Genomic DNA, 14,989 nt, shown 5'->3' on the forward strand with positions numbered 1-14,989 from the left:
CATGCCCGACCAGTCCATCCCCCAGGCCCGTACGCCCGAGACACCGACAGCGGAGCCCGTGTCCGGGGCGAGCGGCATCTCGCGGCGCGCCCTGCTCGGCACCGCCGGCGCCACCGGTCTCGTGCTCGGCACGGCCGGCGGGGCCGTGGGCTACGCCTCCGCGCCCGCCGGGACCACCCCGCTCACCTCGGTGGGTGCGGGGCGGGCGATGTTTCACGGGAAACATCAGCCCGGTATCACCGACGGCCTCCAGGCGCGCGGCCACCTCGTCGCCTTCGACCTGGCGGCGGGGGCGGGCCGCAAGGAAGCGGCCGCCCTGCTGCGCCGCTGGTCCACGACCGCCGAGCGGCTGATGGCGGGCGAGGCAGCCCCGCACGGCGACACCGATGTGGCCCGGGACGCGGGGCCCTCCTCGCTGACCCTCACCTTCGGCTTCGGGCACAGCTTCTTCGGCAGGACGGGCCTGGAGAAGCAGCGGCCCGCCGCGCTCGACCCGCTGCCGGACTTCTCCTCCGACCACCTCGACAAGTCCCGCAGTGACGGCGATCTGTGGGTGCAGATCGGCGCGAACGACGCCCTGGTCGCCTTCCACGCCCTGCGCGCGATCCAGAAGGACGCGGGCTCGGCCGCACGGGTGCGCTGGCAGATGAACGGCTTCAACCGCAGCCCCGGCGCCACCGCCCACCCCATGACGGCCCGCAACCTCATGGGCCAGCTCGACGGCACCCGCAACCCCAAGCCCACGGACACCGACTTCGACCAGCGGATCTTCGTGCCGGACCCGGGCGAGCCGGCCTGGATGGCCGGCGGCTCCTACGCGGTCGTACGCCGTATCCGCATGCTACTGGACGACTGGGAGAAGCTCTCGCTGACCGCGCAGGAGCAGGTCATCGGGCGCCGCAAGGCCGATGGGGCACCGCTGTCCGGCGGCGACGAGACGACCCCGATGGACCTGGAGAAGACCGACGCCCACGGCGACTACGTCGTCCCGCTCAACGCGCACGCCCGGATCACCCGGCCCGAGAAGAACGGCGGCGCGGCCATGCTGCGGCGCCCGTTCTCCTACCACGACGGCATCGACCCGGACGGCACGCCCGATGCCGGTCTCCTGTTCATCTGCTGGCAGGCGGACCCCCTGCGCGGTTTCGTCCCGGTGCAGCGCAAGCTCGACCGGGGTGACGCGCTGTCGACGTACATCCGGCACGAGGCCAGCGGCTTGTTCGCGGTGCCGGGCGGGGCGGCGAAGGGGGAGTACGTGGGGCAGCGGCTGCTGGAGGGGTGAACCGGGGAACCAAGGGGCGAACCAGCCGTATGCGGGGTGACCGGGGTTCAAACCACCCGGTCGAGTGGTTGTCGCCGGACGCCTCGGCCGGCCGGGCCGACGGCCATTAGGGTGAGGACATGCCAGCGAGCTACGCCTATCTCGGCCCGGAGGGCACCTTCACGGAGGTCGGCCTGCGCACGCTCCCGGAGGCGGCCACCCGGGAGCTGGTCCCGTACGTCTCGGTGCAGTCCGCGCTGGACGCCGTACGGGCCGGCGAGGCCGAGGCCGCGTTCGTGCCCATCGAGAACTCCGTCGAGGGCGGCATCACCACCACCCTCGACGAGCTGGTCGCGGGCGAGCCCCTGATGATCTACCGCGAGGTGCTGCTGTCGATCACCTTCGCGCTGCTGGTGCGCCCGGGCACGAAGCTCGCGGACGTCAAGACGGTCTCCGCCCACCCGGCGGCCCAGCCGCAGGTGCGCAACTGGCTGCGCGCGAACCTCCCGGAGGCCGCCTGGGAGTCGGCGGCCTCCAACGCCGACGCCGCCCGCCTGGTCCAGGAGGGCCGCTACGACGCCGCCTTCGCCGGCGAGTTCGCCGCCGCCCGGTACGGTCTCGAAGCGCTGGAGACCGGGATCCACGACGCGGAGAACGCGCAGACCCGGTTCGTGCTGGTCGGCCGCCCGGCCCGGCCGGCCGCGCCCAGCGGTGCCGACAAGACCTCCGTGGTGCTGTGGCAACGGGACGACCACCCCGGCGGCCTGCGCGACCTGCTCGGCGAGTTCGCGTCGCGCGGCATCAACCTCATGCTGCTCCAGTCGCGGCCGACCGGCGCCGGCATCGGCAACTACTGCTTCTGCATCGACGCCGAGGGGCACATCGCCGACCGGCGGATGGCGGAGGCGCTGATGGGCCTGCGGCGGATCTGTCTCCAGGTGCGCTTCCTCGGCTCCTATCCGCGCGCGGACATCGCGCCGGACGGAGCCCGGCCGACGCTGCCGGGAACGTCGGACGAGGAGTTCATGGCGGCGGCGGACTGGGTGGCGCGCTGCCAGGACGGCCGGTTCTAGCGGGTCGTACCCACGGACGCCGACCGGACGTACCTGCGGACGAGGTTATCCACAGAAGTTATCCACAGGTGCCCTTCTCGACCTGGGGACAAGTCGACAGAGCGGCGCCACGGGGTCGACAAATCGCCCTGGAAGCCCCACCCGGGGGCTCCGGCGGCCGACTCACCCTTCGTCCACCCGTTTCCTTTGGTTCATCTTTTGAGGCGACCGTTTTCCACCCGAAAGTGGGCGTCGGCGCGGTATGGCCCGGGAATTCTTCAGTCCGCTCAGGCTTTCCGGAGTGATCAATTCCGAAGTCCACAGATCTTCCACACAGCCTGTGGATAACTCCCCCGAGGGTGTGGATCACTGTGGACAACCGGACCGCCAAATCCCGTTCTCCACAAGGAAGTCGGGTCAACCGCGCGCTCGGGACGTGGCCCGTCCCAGGGAGTGAGACACTTTTCCCTTGACGTCCGGCATGGCATACGGGCAGCGCGTACAGGCGACACAGCGGGGCATGCTCGGCAATTACCGCATACCGGAACGTACGCCGCTTGATCAGAACTCCCCGGATGAGTGATTCGTGAGCCGCGACCTCGCACCGGTAGCCTTGCCCTCGTGATTGACCTTCGCCTGCTCCGTGAGGACCCCGACCGTGTGCGCGCGTCCCAGCGCGCCCGTGGAGAGGACGTCGCGCTCGTCGACGCCCTCCTGTCTGCCGACGAGCGGCGCAGGTCCTCCGGCGTCCGCTTCGACGAGCTGCGCGCCGAGCAGAAGCAGCTCGGCAAGCTGATCCCCAAGGCCACCGCCGAGGAGAAGGCCGAACTGCTGGGCCGCGCCGAGCAGCTGAAGGCGGACGTGAAGGCCGCCGACGCCGAGCGCGACGCCGCCGACGCCGAGACCCAGGAGCTGCTGCTCAGGCTCGGCAACCTCGTCCACCCCGACGTGCCCGTCGGCGGCGAGGAGGACTTCGTCACGCTGGAGACGCACGGCACGATCCGCGACTTCGGCGCCGAGGGCTTCGAGCCCAAGGACCACCTGGAGCTGGGCCAGCTGCTCGGTGCGATCGACGTCGAACGCGGCGCCAAGGTCTCCGGCTCCCGCTTCTACTTCCTCACCGGTGTCGGCGCCCTGCTGGAGCTGGCCCTGGTGAACGCGGCGATCGCGCAGGCCACCGCCGCCGGCTTCACGCCGATGCTCACCCCGGCGCTGGTCCGCCCGCAGTCCATGGCCGGCACCGGCTTCCTCGGCCAGGCCGCCCAGGACGTCTACCACCTCGACAAGGACGACCTGTACCTGGTCGGCACCTCCGAGGTCCCGCTCGCCGCGTACCACATGGACGAGATCATCGACGCGGACCGGCTGCCGCTGCGGTACGCGGGCTTCTCCCCGTGCTTCCGCCGCGAGGCCGGCTCGCACGGCAAGGACACCCGGGGCATCTTCCGCGTGCACCAGTTCGACAAGGTCGAGATGTTCTCGTACGTCGCTCCCGAGGACTCGCAGGCCGAGCACCAGCGCCTGCTGGAGTGGGAGAAGCAGTGGCTGACGTCGCTGGAGCTGCCGTTCCGCGTCATCGACGTGGCCTCCGGTGACCTCGGCTCCTCGGCCGCCCGCAAGTTCGACTGCGAGGCGTGGATCCCGACCCAGGGCAAGTACCGCGAGCTGACCTCGACCTCGGACTGCACCGAGTTCCAGTCCCGCCGGCTGTCCATCCGGATGCGGGACGGCAAGCAGGTCAAGCCGCTCGCCACCCTCAACGGCACGCTGTGCGCCGTACCGCGCACCATCGTGGCGATCCTGGAGAACCACCAGCAGGCCGACGGTTCCGTTCGGGTCCCCGAGGTGCTGCGCCCCTACCTGGGCGGCCGTGAGGTGCTGGAGCCGGTCGCCAAGTGACCGGGTTCCCGTACCGGCTGATCGCCACCGATCTCGACGGAACGCTCCTGCGCTCCGACGACTCGGTCTCGCGGCGCACCCGTGACGCGCTCGCCGCGGCCACCGCGGCGGGCGCCGCGCACATCGTCGTCACCGGCCGCGCGGTCCCCTGGACCCGGCCCATCCTGGACGACCTCGGCTACGACGGCCTCGCCGTCTGCGGTCAGGGCGCCCAGGTGTACGACGCCGGCTCCCACCGCCTGCTGACCTCGGTCACCCTGGACCGGCAGCTCGCGGGCGTGGCCCTGGCCAAGATCGAGGCCGAGGTGGGTCCGCTGTACCTGGCGGCCAGCCGGGACGGCCTGGACGGCGAGGTGCTGGTGGGCCCGGGCTACGCGGTCACCGGCAAGCTGCCCGCCACCCCGTTCACGGACGCCTCCGACCTCTGGACGGCGCCCCTGAACAAGATCTACATACAGCATCCGACGATGGGCGACGACGAGCTGGCGGAGGCGGCCCGGCAGACGGCCGGCGGCTTCGTCACGGTGGCCATGGCGGGCGAGGGCATCGTGGAGCTGCTCCCGCTCGGTCTGTCCAAGGCGACGGGCCTGTCCCTGGCAGCCCGCCGCCTGGGTCTGAAGGCCGCCGACACGATCGCCTTCGGCGACATGCCCAACGACATCCCGATGTTCGCCTGGGCGGCCCGCGGCGTGGCCATGGCCAACGCCCACGCGGAACTGCGGGCGGTGGCCGACGAGATCACGTCCTCCAACGACGACGACGGGATCGCGGTCGTCCTGGAGCGGCTGCTCGGCTAGCGGGCCGCCGCGTCGGGGCAGGTGGCGGGCCAGGGCAAGGCACGCATCGGCGTCTGCGGCGGCCACGACCCCGCCGTCGGCCTGGATCACGCATCACGCGCGTGACCGGCCACGCCGGGGGTGAAGTCGGTGATCACCCTGCCGTCGCCGTCGAAACCGGTGCCCAGGGAGCCGTCGGCGTTGAGCCGGGCCGGCGCGAACCGGCTGCTGCCGCCGGAGGAGTGCTCTTTCGCCCGCCATGCCTCGGCCGGGTGACTCTGCGCCGGACATACGCTCATACTCCGGTCCGGCTCGTACGCCTCGACCCCTGCCCGTGCGGCGGTTGCTACATTCGGCGGCCATGCGATCACGCGAGTACGACCTCGACTTCCGCGACCGTGCGAGCCGGATACGCGCCTGGGGCATCGGCCTGCTCGCCCTGGCGGGGCTGCTGTGGACCTGGTGCGCCGTCCTGCTGCTCACGCCGTACGAGGCGGAGCGTGAGCCGGGTGACCGGCACCCCGACCAGTGCGAATCCCGCCTCTTCACGGACCGGGGAACCGCCAACGACGGCGTCCACAGGGGCGACTACTGCGCCGACGAACGCGACTGGCCCGAGGCCCTGGCCGTCCTCGGCCTCTCCGTCCCGCTCTCCCTCGCCGGCGCGATCCTCGTCACGACAGGCACGGTCCACCGCACGATGAGCGCCCACGCGGAGGCGATGCGGGAACTGGACAGGATCGCCGACGCCAGGGGGGCTTGACCACCAGGGGCGGCCGAGCCCCCCGTGGCAACGGCTGGGTGGGCGGCCCACGCGAGAGCGACATCGCGTGCTCGAAGCGGCCGCCCCGGGCAGCCCCCGCGGCCTCACGGAGACGCTCCCCAGTCGGTGACGCCGGGACGATCCCGGCAGATGGGGCACAACCACTGTGCCCCGCGCCGGCGTTGGACGCCACCGAATAAGACGCACAGGCGGACGACCGCTAACGGCGGCGCCACCTGCGGCGGCGCGCCTTGCTGAAGAACCAGCCGGCCGGCGGCTCGTCGGAGCGCCAGGGCCGGGGCTCGGGCGCCTCGGCCCGCCAGCGCGCGGCGAGCATCCGGGCCCGGGCCGACGGCTCGGAGACTCCGGCCGCCCGGACGAACGTCTCGTCCAGGACGACGTCGTCCCACCCGTCCTCGCCGGTCCGCTCCCGCTCTTCGTGCCGCGGCGTCTTCTCAGCCATCTCCGGCCTCCTACCCGTACGTCCGCCGAGCCCAGTGTGCGCGGGCCGGCGTGAAGCCCCCGTCAGGGCCGGGGCCCCTCACTCCTCGCCCGCGAGCGTCAGCGACCGCAGCTTCTGGCCGGCGTACCAGGTGGCCAGCACGGTGACCGCCACGAGCAGCACGGTGGCCGTCGGCAGGCCCACGTCGGAGGTCACCAGGTCCCCGCCGGCCAGCTTGTGCGCGACGGCGAGCGACCACTGCTGGACGCTCAGCGTGCGCGCGCCGGGCACCAGGGAGCCGAACAGCGCCTCCCAGACCAGGGCGTAGACGAGCCCGAAGACCACCGCGTGCCGCGAGACCGTGCCGAGCAGCAGGAAGAGCGCCGAGTAGGCGATGGAGGAGACCAGCGCGGCGACCGTGTAGGCGACCGCGATCTGCTGGCCGTTGCCGTTCAGGATCAGACCGGCGACCAGGGTCGGCACCGCCGAGAACACCATGGTCACGGCGATGGCGACGATCAGCTTGGTGAAGATGATCGTGGGGCGCTTGAGCGGCTTCGACAGCAGGTAGACGACGGAGCCGTCGTCGATCTCCGGGCCGATCGCGCCGGTGCCCGCGATGACGCCGATGATCGGCACCATGGTGGCGAGCGCGAAGCCGCCGAGGACGTCCGAGGCCGTCTGGTCGTCGGCTCCCGTCAGCGCGCGGACGGCCACGGAGATCACGATCAGGAGCAGCGGAAGCGCGCCGAGGATGAGGGCCCGGCGGCGGCCGAGCAGGGCCCGGTAGGTGAGCCGGGCGACGGTGGGGTCGTACATCTTCGGCCTCCTACGCCGCGACCAGGTACGAGAAGACGGACTCCAGGGACTCGTCGGACGGCGAGACCGTGAGGAGCCGGATGCCGTGGTCCCTGGCGACCTTCGGCAGCAGGGCGGTGAAGCGGCCGAAGTCGACGGCCTGGATACGCAGGGCGCCCTCGGCGAGGTCGACCTCGATGCCGGCCGTCGAGGGGTCGGCGATCAGCGCGGCCGCGAGGGCCCGGTCGTCGCTGGAGCGGACCAGGTAGCGGTGCGGGCGGTCGGTCATCAGGCGGCGGATCCTGCGGAAGTCACCGCTGGCCGCGTGCCGTCCGGCGACCACGACCTCGATGTGCCAGGCGAGCTGCTCGACCTCTTCGAGGATGTGGGACGAGAACAGCACGGTGCGGCCCTCGTCGCCCATGCGCCGCAGCAGGTCCATGAGCTGCATGCGCTGGCGCGGGTCCATGCCGTTGAAGGGCTCGTCCAGCAGGAGCAGCGAGGGGTCGTGGACCAGGGCGGACGCCATCTTCACGCGCTGGCGCATGCCCTTGGAGTACGTCGCGATCTTCCGGTCCTGCGCGTACTCCATCTCCACCGTCGCCAGGGCGCGCTGGGCGGCCTTCTCCCCGAGGCCGTGCAGTTCGGCGTTGGCCACGACGAACTCACGGCCGGTGAGGAAGTCGTACATGGCCTCGCGCTCGGGAACGATGCCGATGTGCCGGTAGATCGCCTCGTTGCGCCAGACCTGCTGCCCGTCGAGGGTGACGGTGCCGGTGGAGGGGGCGAGGAAGCCGCCCATCATGTTGATGAGGGTGGACTTGCCGGCGCCGTTGGGGCCGAGCAGGCCGGTGACGCCGGGGCCGATGGTCATGGTGATGTCGTTGACGGCGACCACGTTGCCGAACCAGCGGGAGACATGGTCGATGACGAGGGTGCTCATGGGCGCGGCCCATTCCTTAGGAGGGTGGTGGTGGCCGGACGGGCGGGCGTGGTCACAGTCCCACCTTCCGGTAGCGGCGCATCAGCAGGCCGTAGCTGGCGGCGATCAGGCCCAGGACGACCAGGACGTACACCGCGCCCTCGCCGCTGCCGGGGCCGGCCGCACCGGGGAACGCCGAGCTCGCGCCGAGGAAGGCCGACTGGACGCCGTCGATGAGCGTGACGGGCGAGAAGAGGCCGATCCAGGGGATGGCGCCGGTGCTGTTCTGCGCGTCGGCGATGGCCTGGAGCGTGGAGACGGCGCCGTAGGAGATGGTCAGTACGGCGATGACGGCCGCGATGCCGAAGCCGCGCCGCGGGGTGACCGAGGCGATGACCAGGCCGATGCCGGCGAAGAGCAGTGAGAGCAGTGCCACGGAGACGAGTCCCTGCGCGAATCCCTTGGTCTGGTCGGCGAAGTCCAGCTTGGCCAGCAGCGCGCCCACGTAGAGGACGAGCAGCGGTGCCGCGGTGAGGACGAACATCGCGGAGGCCAGCGCCGCGTACTTCGCCCGGACGTAGTCGGCGGTCTCGATCGGCCGCGAGAAGTACAGCGGGACGGTCTTGAAACGCAGGTCCCGCGAGACCGACTGGGGCGCCTGCGAGGCGACGTACAGGCTGATGACGGCCTGCATGATGATCGCGTAGCGCGTGTAGTCGACGGGCAGTTCCCTGGCCTTGGTGGCCACCGCGACGGCGACCATGATGGCCGCGGGCACGCACATCACCACGAACAGCAGCATCGGCAGCACCTTGGACTTCACGGAGCGGCCGAGGCCGTAGGCGCCGCGCAGCGACTGCGAGTACAGGGAGCGGGTGGCGTAGGAGCGGCCGAGGCGGGGGCCGTCGTAGTTGCGGTAGCCGATGTTGTGGATGCGGGTCTGGTCACCCGGGGTCGCGGCGGATGCCGGCAGGGGCTGATCAGCTGCCATGGACGGCCGCCTCCTTCCGCTGCTCGTCCTCGGTGAAGACCTCCGAGATGTGGTGCCGGCGCTGCTCCATGCGCACCAGTCCGAGGCCCAGGTCGGCGACGACGTCACGGACCAGGTCGTACGTCTCCTCGCCCTGCGCCGTCAGGAGCAGGATGTGGCCGGCGCCCGGCAGGCCGCTGCCGGCCTCGACGCTCACCCCGCGCGCGTGCAGCGCCTCGCGCAGCGCACGCGTGCCGTCGGGGTGCTCGTCGGTGTCGGTGACCTCGACGGCGAGGGTGGTCGTGGTCTGGGTGAAGTCGGTGGTGGAGCTGGAGCGCAGGAGCTTGCCGCCGTCGATGACGACGACGTGGTCGCAGGTGCGTTCCAGCTCGCCGAGCAGGTGGGAGGTGACGAGGACCGAGATGCCGAAGTCGGTGTGGATGCGGCGGATCAGGCCGAGCATCTCGTCGCGGCCGACCGGGTCGAGGCCGTTGGTCGGCTCGTCCAGGAAGACCAGCTGGGGGTCGTGCACCAGCGCCTGGGCGAGTTTCACCCGCTGCTTCATGCCGGTCGAGTAGCCGCCGATGGGGCGGTACCGCTCCTCGTACAGCCCGACGTGGCGCAGGGTGTCGGCGGTGCGCTCGCGGGCGGCGGCGGGCGGCAGGCCGGACATGCGCGCCATGTGGACGACGAACTCGGTGGCCGAGACGTCCGGCGGCAGGCAGTCGTGCTCCGGCATGTACCCGACGCGCTCGCGGATGTCGGCGCCCTTGGCGGCGACGTCGAGGCCGAGCACCTCGGCGCGGCCCTCCGTGGCGGGGGACAGACCCAGCAGGATCTTGATCAGGGTGGACTTGCCGGCGCCGTTGGCCCCGACGAGTCCGGTCACACCGGGTCCGATGTCCACGGACAGCCGGTCGAGCGCGGTCACCCGGGGGAACCGCTTGCTCAGGCTTTCGGTCGCGATCACAGTCACGTCGTCGACGGTAGTGACGCGGACCACGTCCGTCGTCAGACCGAAGAGCAGTCTTGGCGTCAGCCTCCAGATGTAGGGGGTCCGTAAGGGACCCCCTCCTTGAGAGGTACGGGCACCCCTGTTGACGCTCGGTCTAACAAGTGCGAGATTCTCGGTGTCACGTCACGGGCGCGTACGGCGATGGGGGCGGGGGGCGGGGTGCATGGCGACGGGGCCGGCCAGGCAGCACCCGGCGGAGCCGTGGCAATCCCCGGTCGCGTGCGAGGCGCTACGCCGACCGGCATCTCGCGCGCCCCTTCGGGGTGATCACCCACAAGGCGGACCGGGTGGAGCGGCACCACGGGTCCCCCACCCGTCCGGGACCGGCACACCGGCCCTGAGGGGCCTCCGGGCGGTCGAACCCCGCCCCGGCTTCCGGGTGACGGGCACGAGGTTCGAGGAGATCCTGGTGGTCACCGACGTCCGGGACCCCGGGGAGAGCGCGTTCCGGCTGGACGACGATCTGCCGCACAGGCGGCGCTGGGCGGAGGAGGAGTGACCGTGAAGGGTGCACGCGAGCGCTGGGTGCGCACGGGCGGCGTCGAGCTGTGCGTCGCCGAACTGGGCGACCCCGGCCGGCCGACGGTGGTGCTGGTGCACGGCTACCCGGACAGCAAGGAGGTCTGGTCGGAGGTCGCCGTCCGGCTCGCCGGCCGCTTCCACGTCGTCCTCTACGACGTCCGGGGCCACGGCCGCTCCACCACGCCCCGGCCGCTGCGCGGGGGCTTCACCCTCGCCAAGCTCACCGACGACTTCCTGGCCGTCGTGGACGCGGTCAGCCCGGACCGGCCGGTGCACCTCGTCGGGCACGACTGGGGCTCGACGCAGTCCTGGGAGTTCGTCACCACGAGCCGGACGGAGGGCCGCATCGCCTCCTTCACCTCGATCTCCGGGCCGTCGCTCGACCACCTCGGGCACTGGATCAACGCGCGCGTGAAGCGCCCCACGCCCCGCCGGGTGGGCCAGCTCCTCGGCCAGGGCGCCAAGTCCTGGTACGTGTACGTGCTGCACACGCCGGCCCTGCCGGAGCTTGCCTGGCGCGGGCCGCTCGGCGCGCTCTGGCCGAAGATCCTGGAGCGGGTCGAGCGGGTCCCGGGCGGCGACTACCCGACCGCCTCGCTCCCCACCGACGCCGCGCACGGCGTCTGGCTGTACCGGGACAACGTCCGCGCCCGGCTGCGCAGGCCGCGTCCGGACGCGTACGCACACGCGCCCGTGCAGCTCATCGTCCCCGAGGACGACGCGTTCCTCTCCGCGCGGCTCCACGACGACCTGGACCGGTGGGTGCCCCGGCTGACCCGCCGCACCATCCCGGCCGGGCACTGGGTCACGCGCACGCGTCCCGACCAGGTGGCCGCCTGGATCGAGCAGTTCGCGGCCTCCGTCGAGGGCGGCCGTCCCGCCCCGGCGGCCACCGGGCGCCACGCCGACCGGTTCGCCGGGCAGCTGGTGCTGGTCACCGGCGCGGGCAGCGGGATCGGCCGGGCCACGGCGTGCGCCTTCGCCGAGGCCGGTGCGCGCGTGATCGCCGTCGACCGCGACGCCGAGGCCGCCGCCCGCACCGCCGAACTGTCCCGGCGGGCCGGCGCTCCCGAGGCCTGGGCGGAGCCGGCCGACGTCTCCGACGAGCAGGCGATGGAGAAGCTCGCGGAGAAGGTCCACCACGAGTACGGCGTGCTGGACGTACTGGTCAACAACGCGGGCATCGGCCTGTCGGGCTCCTTCTTCGCCACGACGACCGACGACTGGCGCAAGGTGCTGGACGTGAACCTGTGGGGCGTGATCCACGGCTGCCGGCTGTTCGGCGCGCGGATGGCCGAGCGCGCCCAGGGCGGCCACATCGTCAACGTGGCGTCGGCCGCCGCCTACCAGCCCTCGCGCGCGCTGCCCGCCTACAGCACCTCCAAGGCGGCGGTCCTGATGCTCTCCGAGTGCCTGCGCGCCGAGCTGACCGCCCAGGGCATCGGCGTCACGGCGGTCTGCCCGGGCTTCGTCAACACCGACATCACCTCCACGGCCCGCTTCGCCGGCGTCGACGAGGAGGAACAGCGCCGCCGCCGGCGGAAGACGGCCCGCCTGTACGGTCTGCGCAACTACCCGCCGGAGAAGGTGGCCGGCGCGGTCCTGGACGCGGTGGCCGACAACAGGGCGGTGGCGCCGGTGACCCCGGAGGCCCGGGGTGCCCGTCTGCTGTACCGCTTCGCGCCGGGGCTGCTGCGGAGGATCGCGCGGGTGGAACCGAGGCTGTGACGCGAAACGCCTCCGGACGAACGGCAGTTGTCCACAACTTCGCCCATCCGCCTGTGGATAACAGCACTTGGCTGTGGATCAAACATCGGGGCGAAAACAGGCTGCGTGATCCGCGTCTCTCCCACACGCTGGACCCATGGACGAACGCCGCACCGTGAAGGTGTCGAAGTACCTCTCCAGACACCTGCGGCACCAGCCCGAGAGGATCGGGCTCACGCCGGACCCGGGCGGCTGGGTGGAGATCGGCACACTGATCGACGCGGCCGCCGTCCACGGGTTCCCCTTCACGCGCGAGGAACTGGACCACGTCGTCGCCGCGAACGACAAGCGGCGTTTCGCCGTCGAGGACGGCAGGATCCGCGCCAGCCAGGGCCACAGCATCGAGGTCGACCTCGGCCTGCCCCCGGCGACCCCGCCGCCGTACCTGTACCACGGCACGGTCGCCCGTCACCTGGACGCGATCCGCGCGGAGGGCCTGCGTCCGATGAACCGGCACGCCGTGCACCTCTCCGCCGACCGGGAGACCGCCACCCGCGTCGGCGCCCGCCGGGGCAGGCCCGTGGTGCTGTCCGTGGACTCCGGCGCGATGCACCGCGACGGCCACGTGTTCCACGTCAGCGCCAACGGCGTCTGGCTGACCGAGACCGTACCCGCGCGCTACCTGCGCTTCCCCGACCGGCACTGAGCCCGGCCTGGCCACCGCCCGTCACCGAGCCCGCCGTGACCGCCGGACCGCACACGGTGACCGTTTCGTCCGCCGCCGCCCGAGCCGCTTACGCTCGGACGCATGAGTCTGCGTCTGAGCACCGTGATCCTGCCGTACCGCCGCTGGCACGAAGGTGGCCGTGCGGCCTGGGTGCGTGCCGAGCAGCTGGGCTTCCACACGGCGTACACCTACGACCACCTGTCCTGGCGCAGCTTCCGTGACGGCCCCTGGTTCGGCGCGGTCCCGACGCTGACGGCGGCCGCGGCGGCCACCGACCGGCTGCGCCTCGGCACACTGGTCACCTCGCCGAACTTCCGCCACCCGGTCACCCTCGCCAAGGAACTCATCTCGCTGGACGACATCTCCGGCGGCCGGGTCACCCTCGGCATCGGCGCGGGCGGCACCGGTTTCGACGCCACCGCCCTCGGCCAGGAGCCCTGGAGCCCGCGCGAGCGCGCCGACCGGTTCGCCGAGTTCGTGCCCCTGCTCGACCGGCTCCTCACCGAGGACGCGGTGTCGTCCGAGGGCCGTTTCTACTCGGCGCACGAGGCCCGGAACATCCCGGGCTGCGTGCAGCGGCCCCGGCTGCCGTTCGCGGTGGCGGCCACCGGCCCGCGCGGCCTGCGGCTCGCCGCACGGTACGGCCAGGCGTGGGTGACCACCGGCGACCCGAAGCTGTACGAGACCGGCACGCCCGAGCAGTCCGTCACGGCCCTGCGCGGCCAGATCGGCAAGCTGGCCGAGGCCTGCGAGGCCGCCGGGCGGGACACCGCCGAGCTGGACAAGGTGCTGCTCACCGGCTTCACCCCGGACCGCCGCCGGCCGCTCGCGTCCCTGGACGCCTTCGTGGACTTCGCCGGCCGCCACCGGGAGCTGGGCTTCACCGAGATCGTGATCCACTGGCCCATCCCGGACTCCGACTTCGCCGCCGACGAGAAGGTCTTCGAGCGGATCGCCATGGAAGCGCTCGCCCAGCTGGACTGACCCCCGGACCGGACGTCCGCGCCGGTCGCCCGGGCGTCGCCTGTGTCTCATCCGTGCGGACTCCCGCACGGCCGTGCGAGGGCCTGGGTGAGAATGGCCGGGTGACCTCAGCGACCAGACAGCCCGGGACCCCTGCCGCCGCCCTGCCACCGCGGCTGATCGCCACCGACCTGGACGGCACTCTGCTGCGCGACGACAAGTCGGTCTCCCCACGGACCGTCGCCGCGCTGGCCGCCGCCGAGGAGGCCGGGATCGAGGTCTTCTTCGTCACCGGCCGGCCGGCCCGCTGGATGGACGTGGTCAGCGACCACGTCCACGGCCACGGCCTGGCGATCTGCGGCAACGGCGCCGCCGTGGTCGACCTGCACGGCGGCCCCGGCGCCCACCGGTTCGTGAAGGTCCGCGAGCTGGCCCGGGACAACGCCCTGCACGCGGTACGGCTGCTGCGCCAGGCGGCGCCCGGCACGGTGTTCGCGGTCGAGCAGACGTACGGCTTCCACCAGGAGCCGGACTATCCCAAGCTGCACATGGAGACACCCGACCATCTCCTGCCCGCCGAGAAGCTGCTCGCGCCCGACGGTCCCGGCGCCGACCAGCCCGTGCTCAAGATCCTCGCCTACCACCCGTCCCTGGACCCCGACGCGTTCCTCACCCTTGCCCGGCTGGCCGTGGGCGAGCACGCCAACGTCACCCGGTCCAGCCCCAGCGCCCTGCTGGAGCTCAGCGGCCCCGGCGTCTCCAAGGCCAGCACCCTCGCGCTGTGCTGCGCCGAGCGCGGCATCTCGCACGAGGAGGTCGTGGCGTTCGGGGACATGCCCAACGACGTCGAGATGCTGACGTGGGCCGGCCAGTCCTACGCGATGGGCAACGCCCACCCCGACGTCGTCGCCGCCGCGTCGGGCCGCACGGTCGCCAACAACGACGACGGCGTGGCGGTGGTGATCGAGCACCTGCTCGCCGACCGGCTGCGGTAGCGCTCCGCGTGGCTGCCGACGACGCCGGGACAACCGGGGCCCGTCAAGTCGGCGCTCAGCGGCCCGGCCGGGCCCGTCGGTGCGGGCGGAGCCACCGGTGTGGCGGGCCATCAGGCTCCTGGAGGCCGATGGCCCTCGAAGCGGCCCCGCCCAGAGCCGCGGGGTGCGCGGGGCGAG

15 protein-coding genes and 1 pseudogene are annotated in these 14,989 nt (G+C 72.3%); 10 read left to right on the forward strand and 6 right to left on the reverse strand.

Annotated elements, in window-relative coordinates; translation table 11 throughout:
* The first annotated feature begins 1 nt into the window (after position 1).
* The 4 genes from efeB to AB0946_RS08660 all read left to right on the forward strand — a co-directional run bounded on the left by efeB (position 2) and on the right by AB0946_RS08660 (position 5,009).
* A complete protein-coding gene (efeB, locus tag AB0946_RS08645; protein ID WP_366759848.1) occupies positions 2-1,282 on the forward strand; it encodes an iron uptake transporter deferrochelatase/peroxidase subunit in 1,281 nt (426 codons plus the stop codon).
* A 119-nt stretch (positions 1,283-1,401) separates the two neighbouring features.
* Complete coding sequence (gene pheA, locus AB0946_RS08650; RefSeq protein ID WP_366759850.1) at positions 1,402-2,334, forward strand: prephenate dehydratase; 933 nt, start codon at positions 1,402-1,404, stop codon at positions 2,332-2,334.
* Positions 2,335-2,934: 600 nt separating this feature from the next.
* Positions 2,935-4,212 (forward strand): serine--tRNA ligase, encoded by a 1,278-nt coding sequence (serS, locus tag AB0946_RS08655; protein ID WP_171154776.1) that lies wholly within the window; start codon positions 2,935-2,937, stop codon positions 4,210-4,212.
* A complete protein-coding gene (locus AB0946_RS08660) occupies positions 4,209-5,009 on the forward strand; it encodes an HAD family hydrolase (RefSeq protein ID WP_366759851.1) in 801 nt (266 codons plus the stop codon). Before serS ends, AB0946_RS08660 begins: the two co-directional genes overlap by 4 nt.
* An 86-nt stretch (positions 5,010-5,095) precedes the next feature.
* On the opposite strand, the gene AB0946_RS08665 is transcribed toward AB0946_RS08660, so the two are convergent.
* Positions 5,096-5,287: a hypothetical protein gene (locus AB0946_RS08665; protein WP_366759853.1), complete on the reverse strand. Its 192-nt coding sequence runs from the start codon at positions 5,285-5,287 to the stop codon at positions 5,096-5,098.
* Positions 5,288-5,349: 62 nt separating this feature from the next.
* Here AB0946_RS08665 and AB0946_RS08670 point away from each other — a divergent pair, with 62 nt between their 5' ends.
* Positions 5,350-5,751 (forward strand): hypothetical protein, encoded by a 402-nt coding sequence (locus tag AB0946_RS08670; protein ID WP_366759854.1) that lies wholly within the window; start codon positions 5,350-5,352, stop codon positions 5,749-5,751.
* Positions 5,752-5,971: 220 nt separating this feature from the next.
* Here the strand turns inward: AB0946_RS08670 and AB0946_RS08675 are convergent, their stop codons facing one another.
* The 5 genes from AB0946_RS08675 to AB0946_RS08695 form a co-directional block, all read right to left on the reverse strand.
* On the reverse strand, positions 5,972-6,214 hold the full coding sequence (locus AB0946_RS08675) for a hypothetical protein (protein WP_366759855.1): 243 nt from the start codon (positions 6,212-6,214) through the stop codon (positions 5,972-5,974).
* A 78-nt stretch (positions 6,215-6,292) separates the two neighbouring features.
* Positions 6,293-7,012 carry an ABC transporter permease gene (locus AB0946_RS08680; protein ID WP_366759856.1) on the reverse strand — a complete coding sequence of 240 codons (720 nt, stop codon included), beginning with the start codon at positions 7,010-7,012 and terminating at the stop codon, positions 6,293-6,295.
* 10 nt (positions 7,013-7,022) lie between these two features.
* Positions 7,023-7,934 carry an ABC transporter ATP-binding protein gene (locus tag AB0946_RS08685; protein ID WP_366759857.1) on the reverse strand — a complete coding sequence of 304 codons (912 nt, stop codon included), beginning with the start codon at positions 7,932-7,934 and terminating at the stop codon, positions 7,023-7,025.
* A gap of 52 nt (positions 7,935-7,986) precedes the next feature.
* Positions 7,987-8,904 carry an ABC transporter permease gene (locus AB0946_RS08690; RefSeq protein ID WP_366759858.1) on the reverse strand — a complete coding sequence of 306 codons (918 nt, stop codon included), beginning with the start codon at positions 8,902-8,904 and terminating at the stop codon, positions 7,987-7,989.
* A complete protein-coding gene (locus tag AB0946_RS08695) occupies positions 8,894-9,898 on the reverse strand; it encodes an ABC transporter ATP-binding protein (protein WP_366760275.1) in 1,005 nt (334 codons plus the stop codon). The genes AB0946_RS08690 and AB0946_RS08695 overlap by 11 nt, the downstream gene beginning before the upstream one ends.
* Before the next feature lie 230 nt (positions 9,899-10,128).
* Here AB0946_RS08695 and AB0946_RS08700 point away from each other — a divergent pair.
* The 5 genes and pseudogenes from AB0946_RS08700 to AB0946_RS08720 all read left to right on the forward strand — a co-directional run.
* A pseudogene (locus tag AB0946_RS08700) lies at positions 10,129-10,397 on the forward strand (Xaa-Pro aminopeptidase); the annotation flags it as partial.
* Positions 10,394-12,148, forward strand: coding sequence for an SDR family oxidoreductase (locus AB0946_RS08705; RefSeq protein ID WP_366759859.1), 1,755 nt, complete (start codon positions 10,394-10,396; stop codon positions 12,146-12,148). The pseudogene AB0946_RS08700 and the gene AB0946_RS08705, both read left to right, overlap by 4 nt.
* Positions 12,149-12,284: 136 nt before the next feature.
* A complete protein-coding gene (locus AB0946_RS08710; RefSeq protein ID WP_366759860.1) occupies positions 12,285-12,833 on the forward strand; it encodes an RNA 2'-phosphotransferase in 549 nt (182 codons plus the stop codon).
* Positions 12,834-12,935: 102 nt separating this feature from the next.
* The gene (locus AB0946_RS08715; RefSeq protein ID WP_366759862.1) at positions 12,936-13,838 is read left to right on the forward strand and encodes an LLM class flavin-dependent oxidoreductase; all 903 of its coding nucleotides are present in this window, start codon (positions 12,936-12,938) and stop codon (positions 13,836-13,838) included.
* Positions 13,839-13,939: 101 nt separating this feature from the next.
* Entirely contained in the window at positions 13,940-14,812 is an 873-nt protein-coding gene (locus tag AB0946_RS08720) for a Cof-type HAD-IIB family hydrolase (protein WP_366759863.1), read from the forward strand.
* Positions 14,813-14,989: the final 177 nt, after the last annotated feature.

Origin of the sequence: Streptomyces sp. NPDC046870 (assembly GCF_040704595.1) — a bacterium.
In the GTDB taxonomy this organism is placed as follows: Bacteria; Actinomycetota; Actinomycetes; order Streptomycetales; family Streptomycetaceae; genus Streptomyces; species Streptomyces argyrophylli.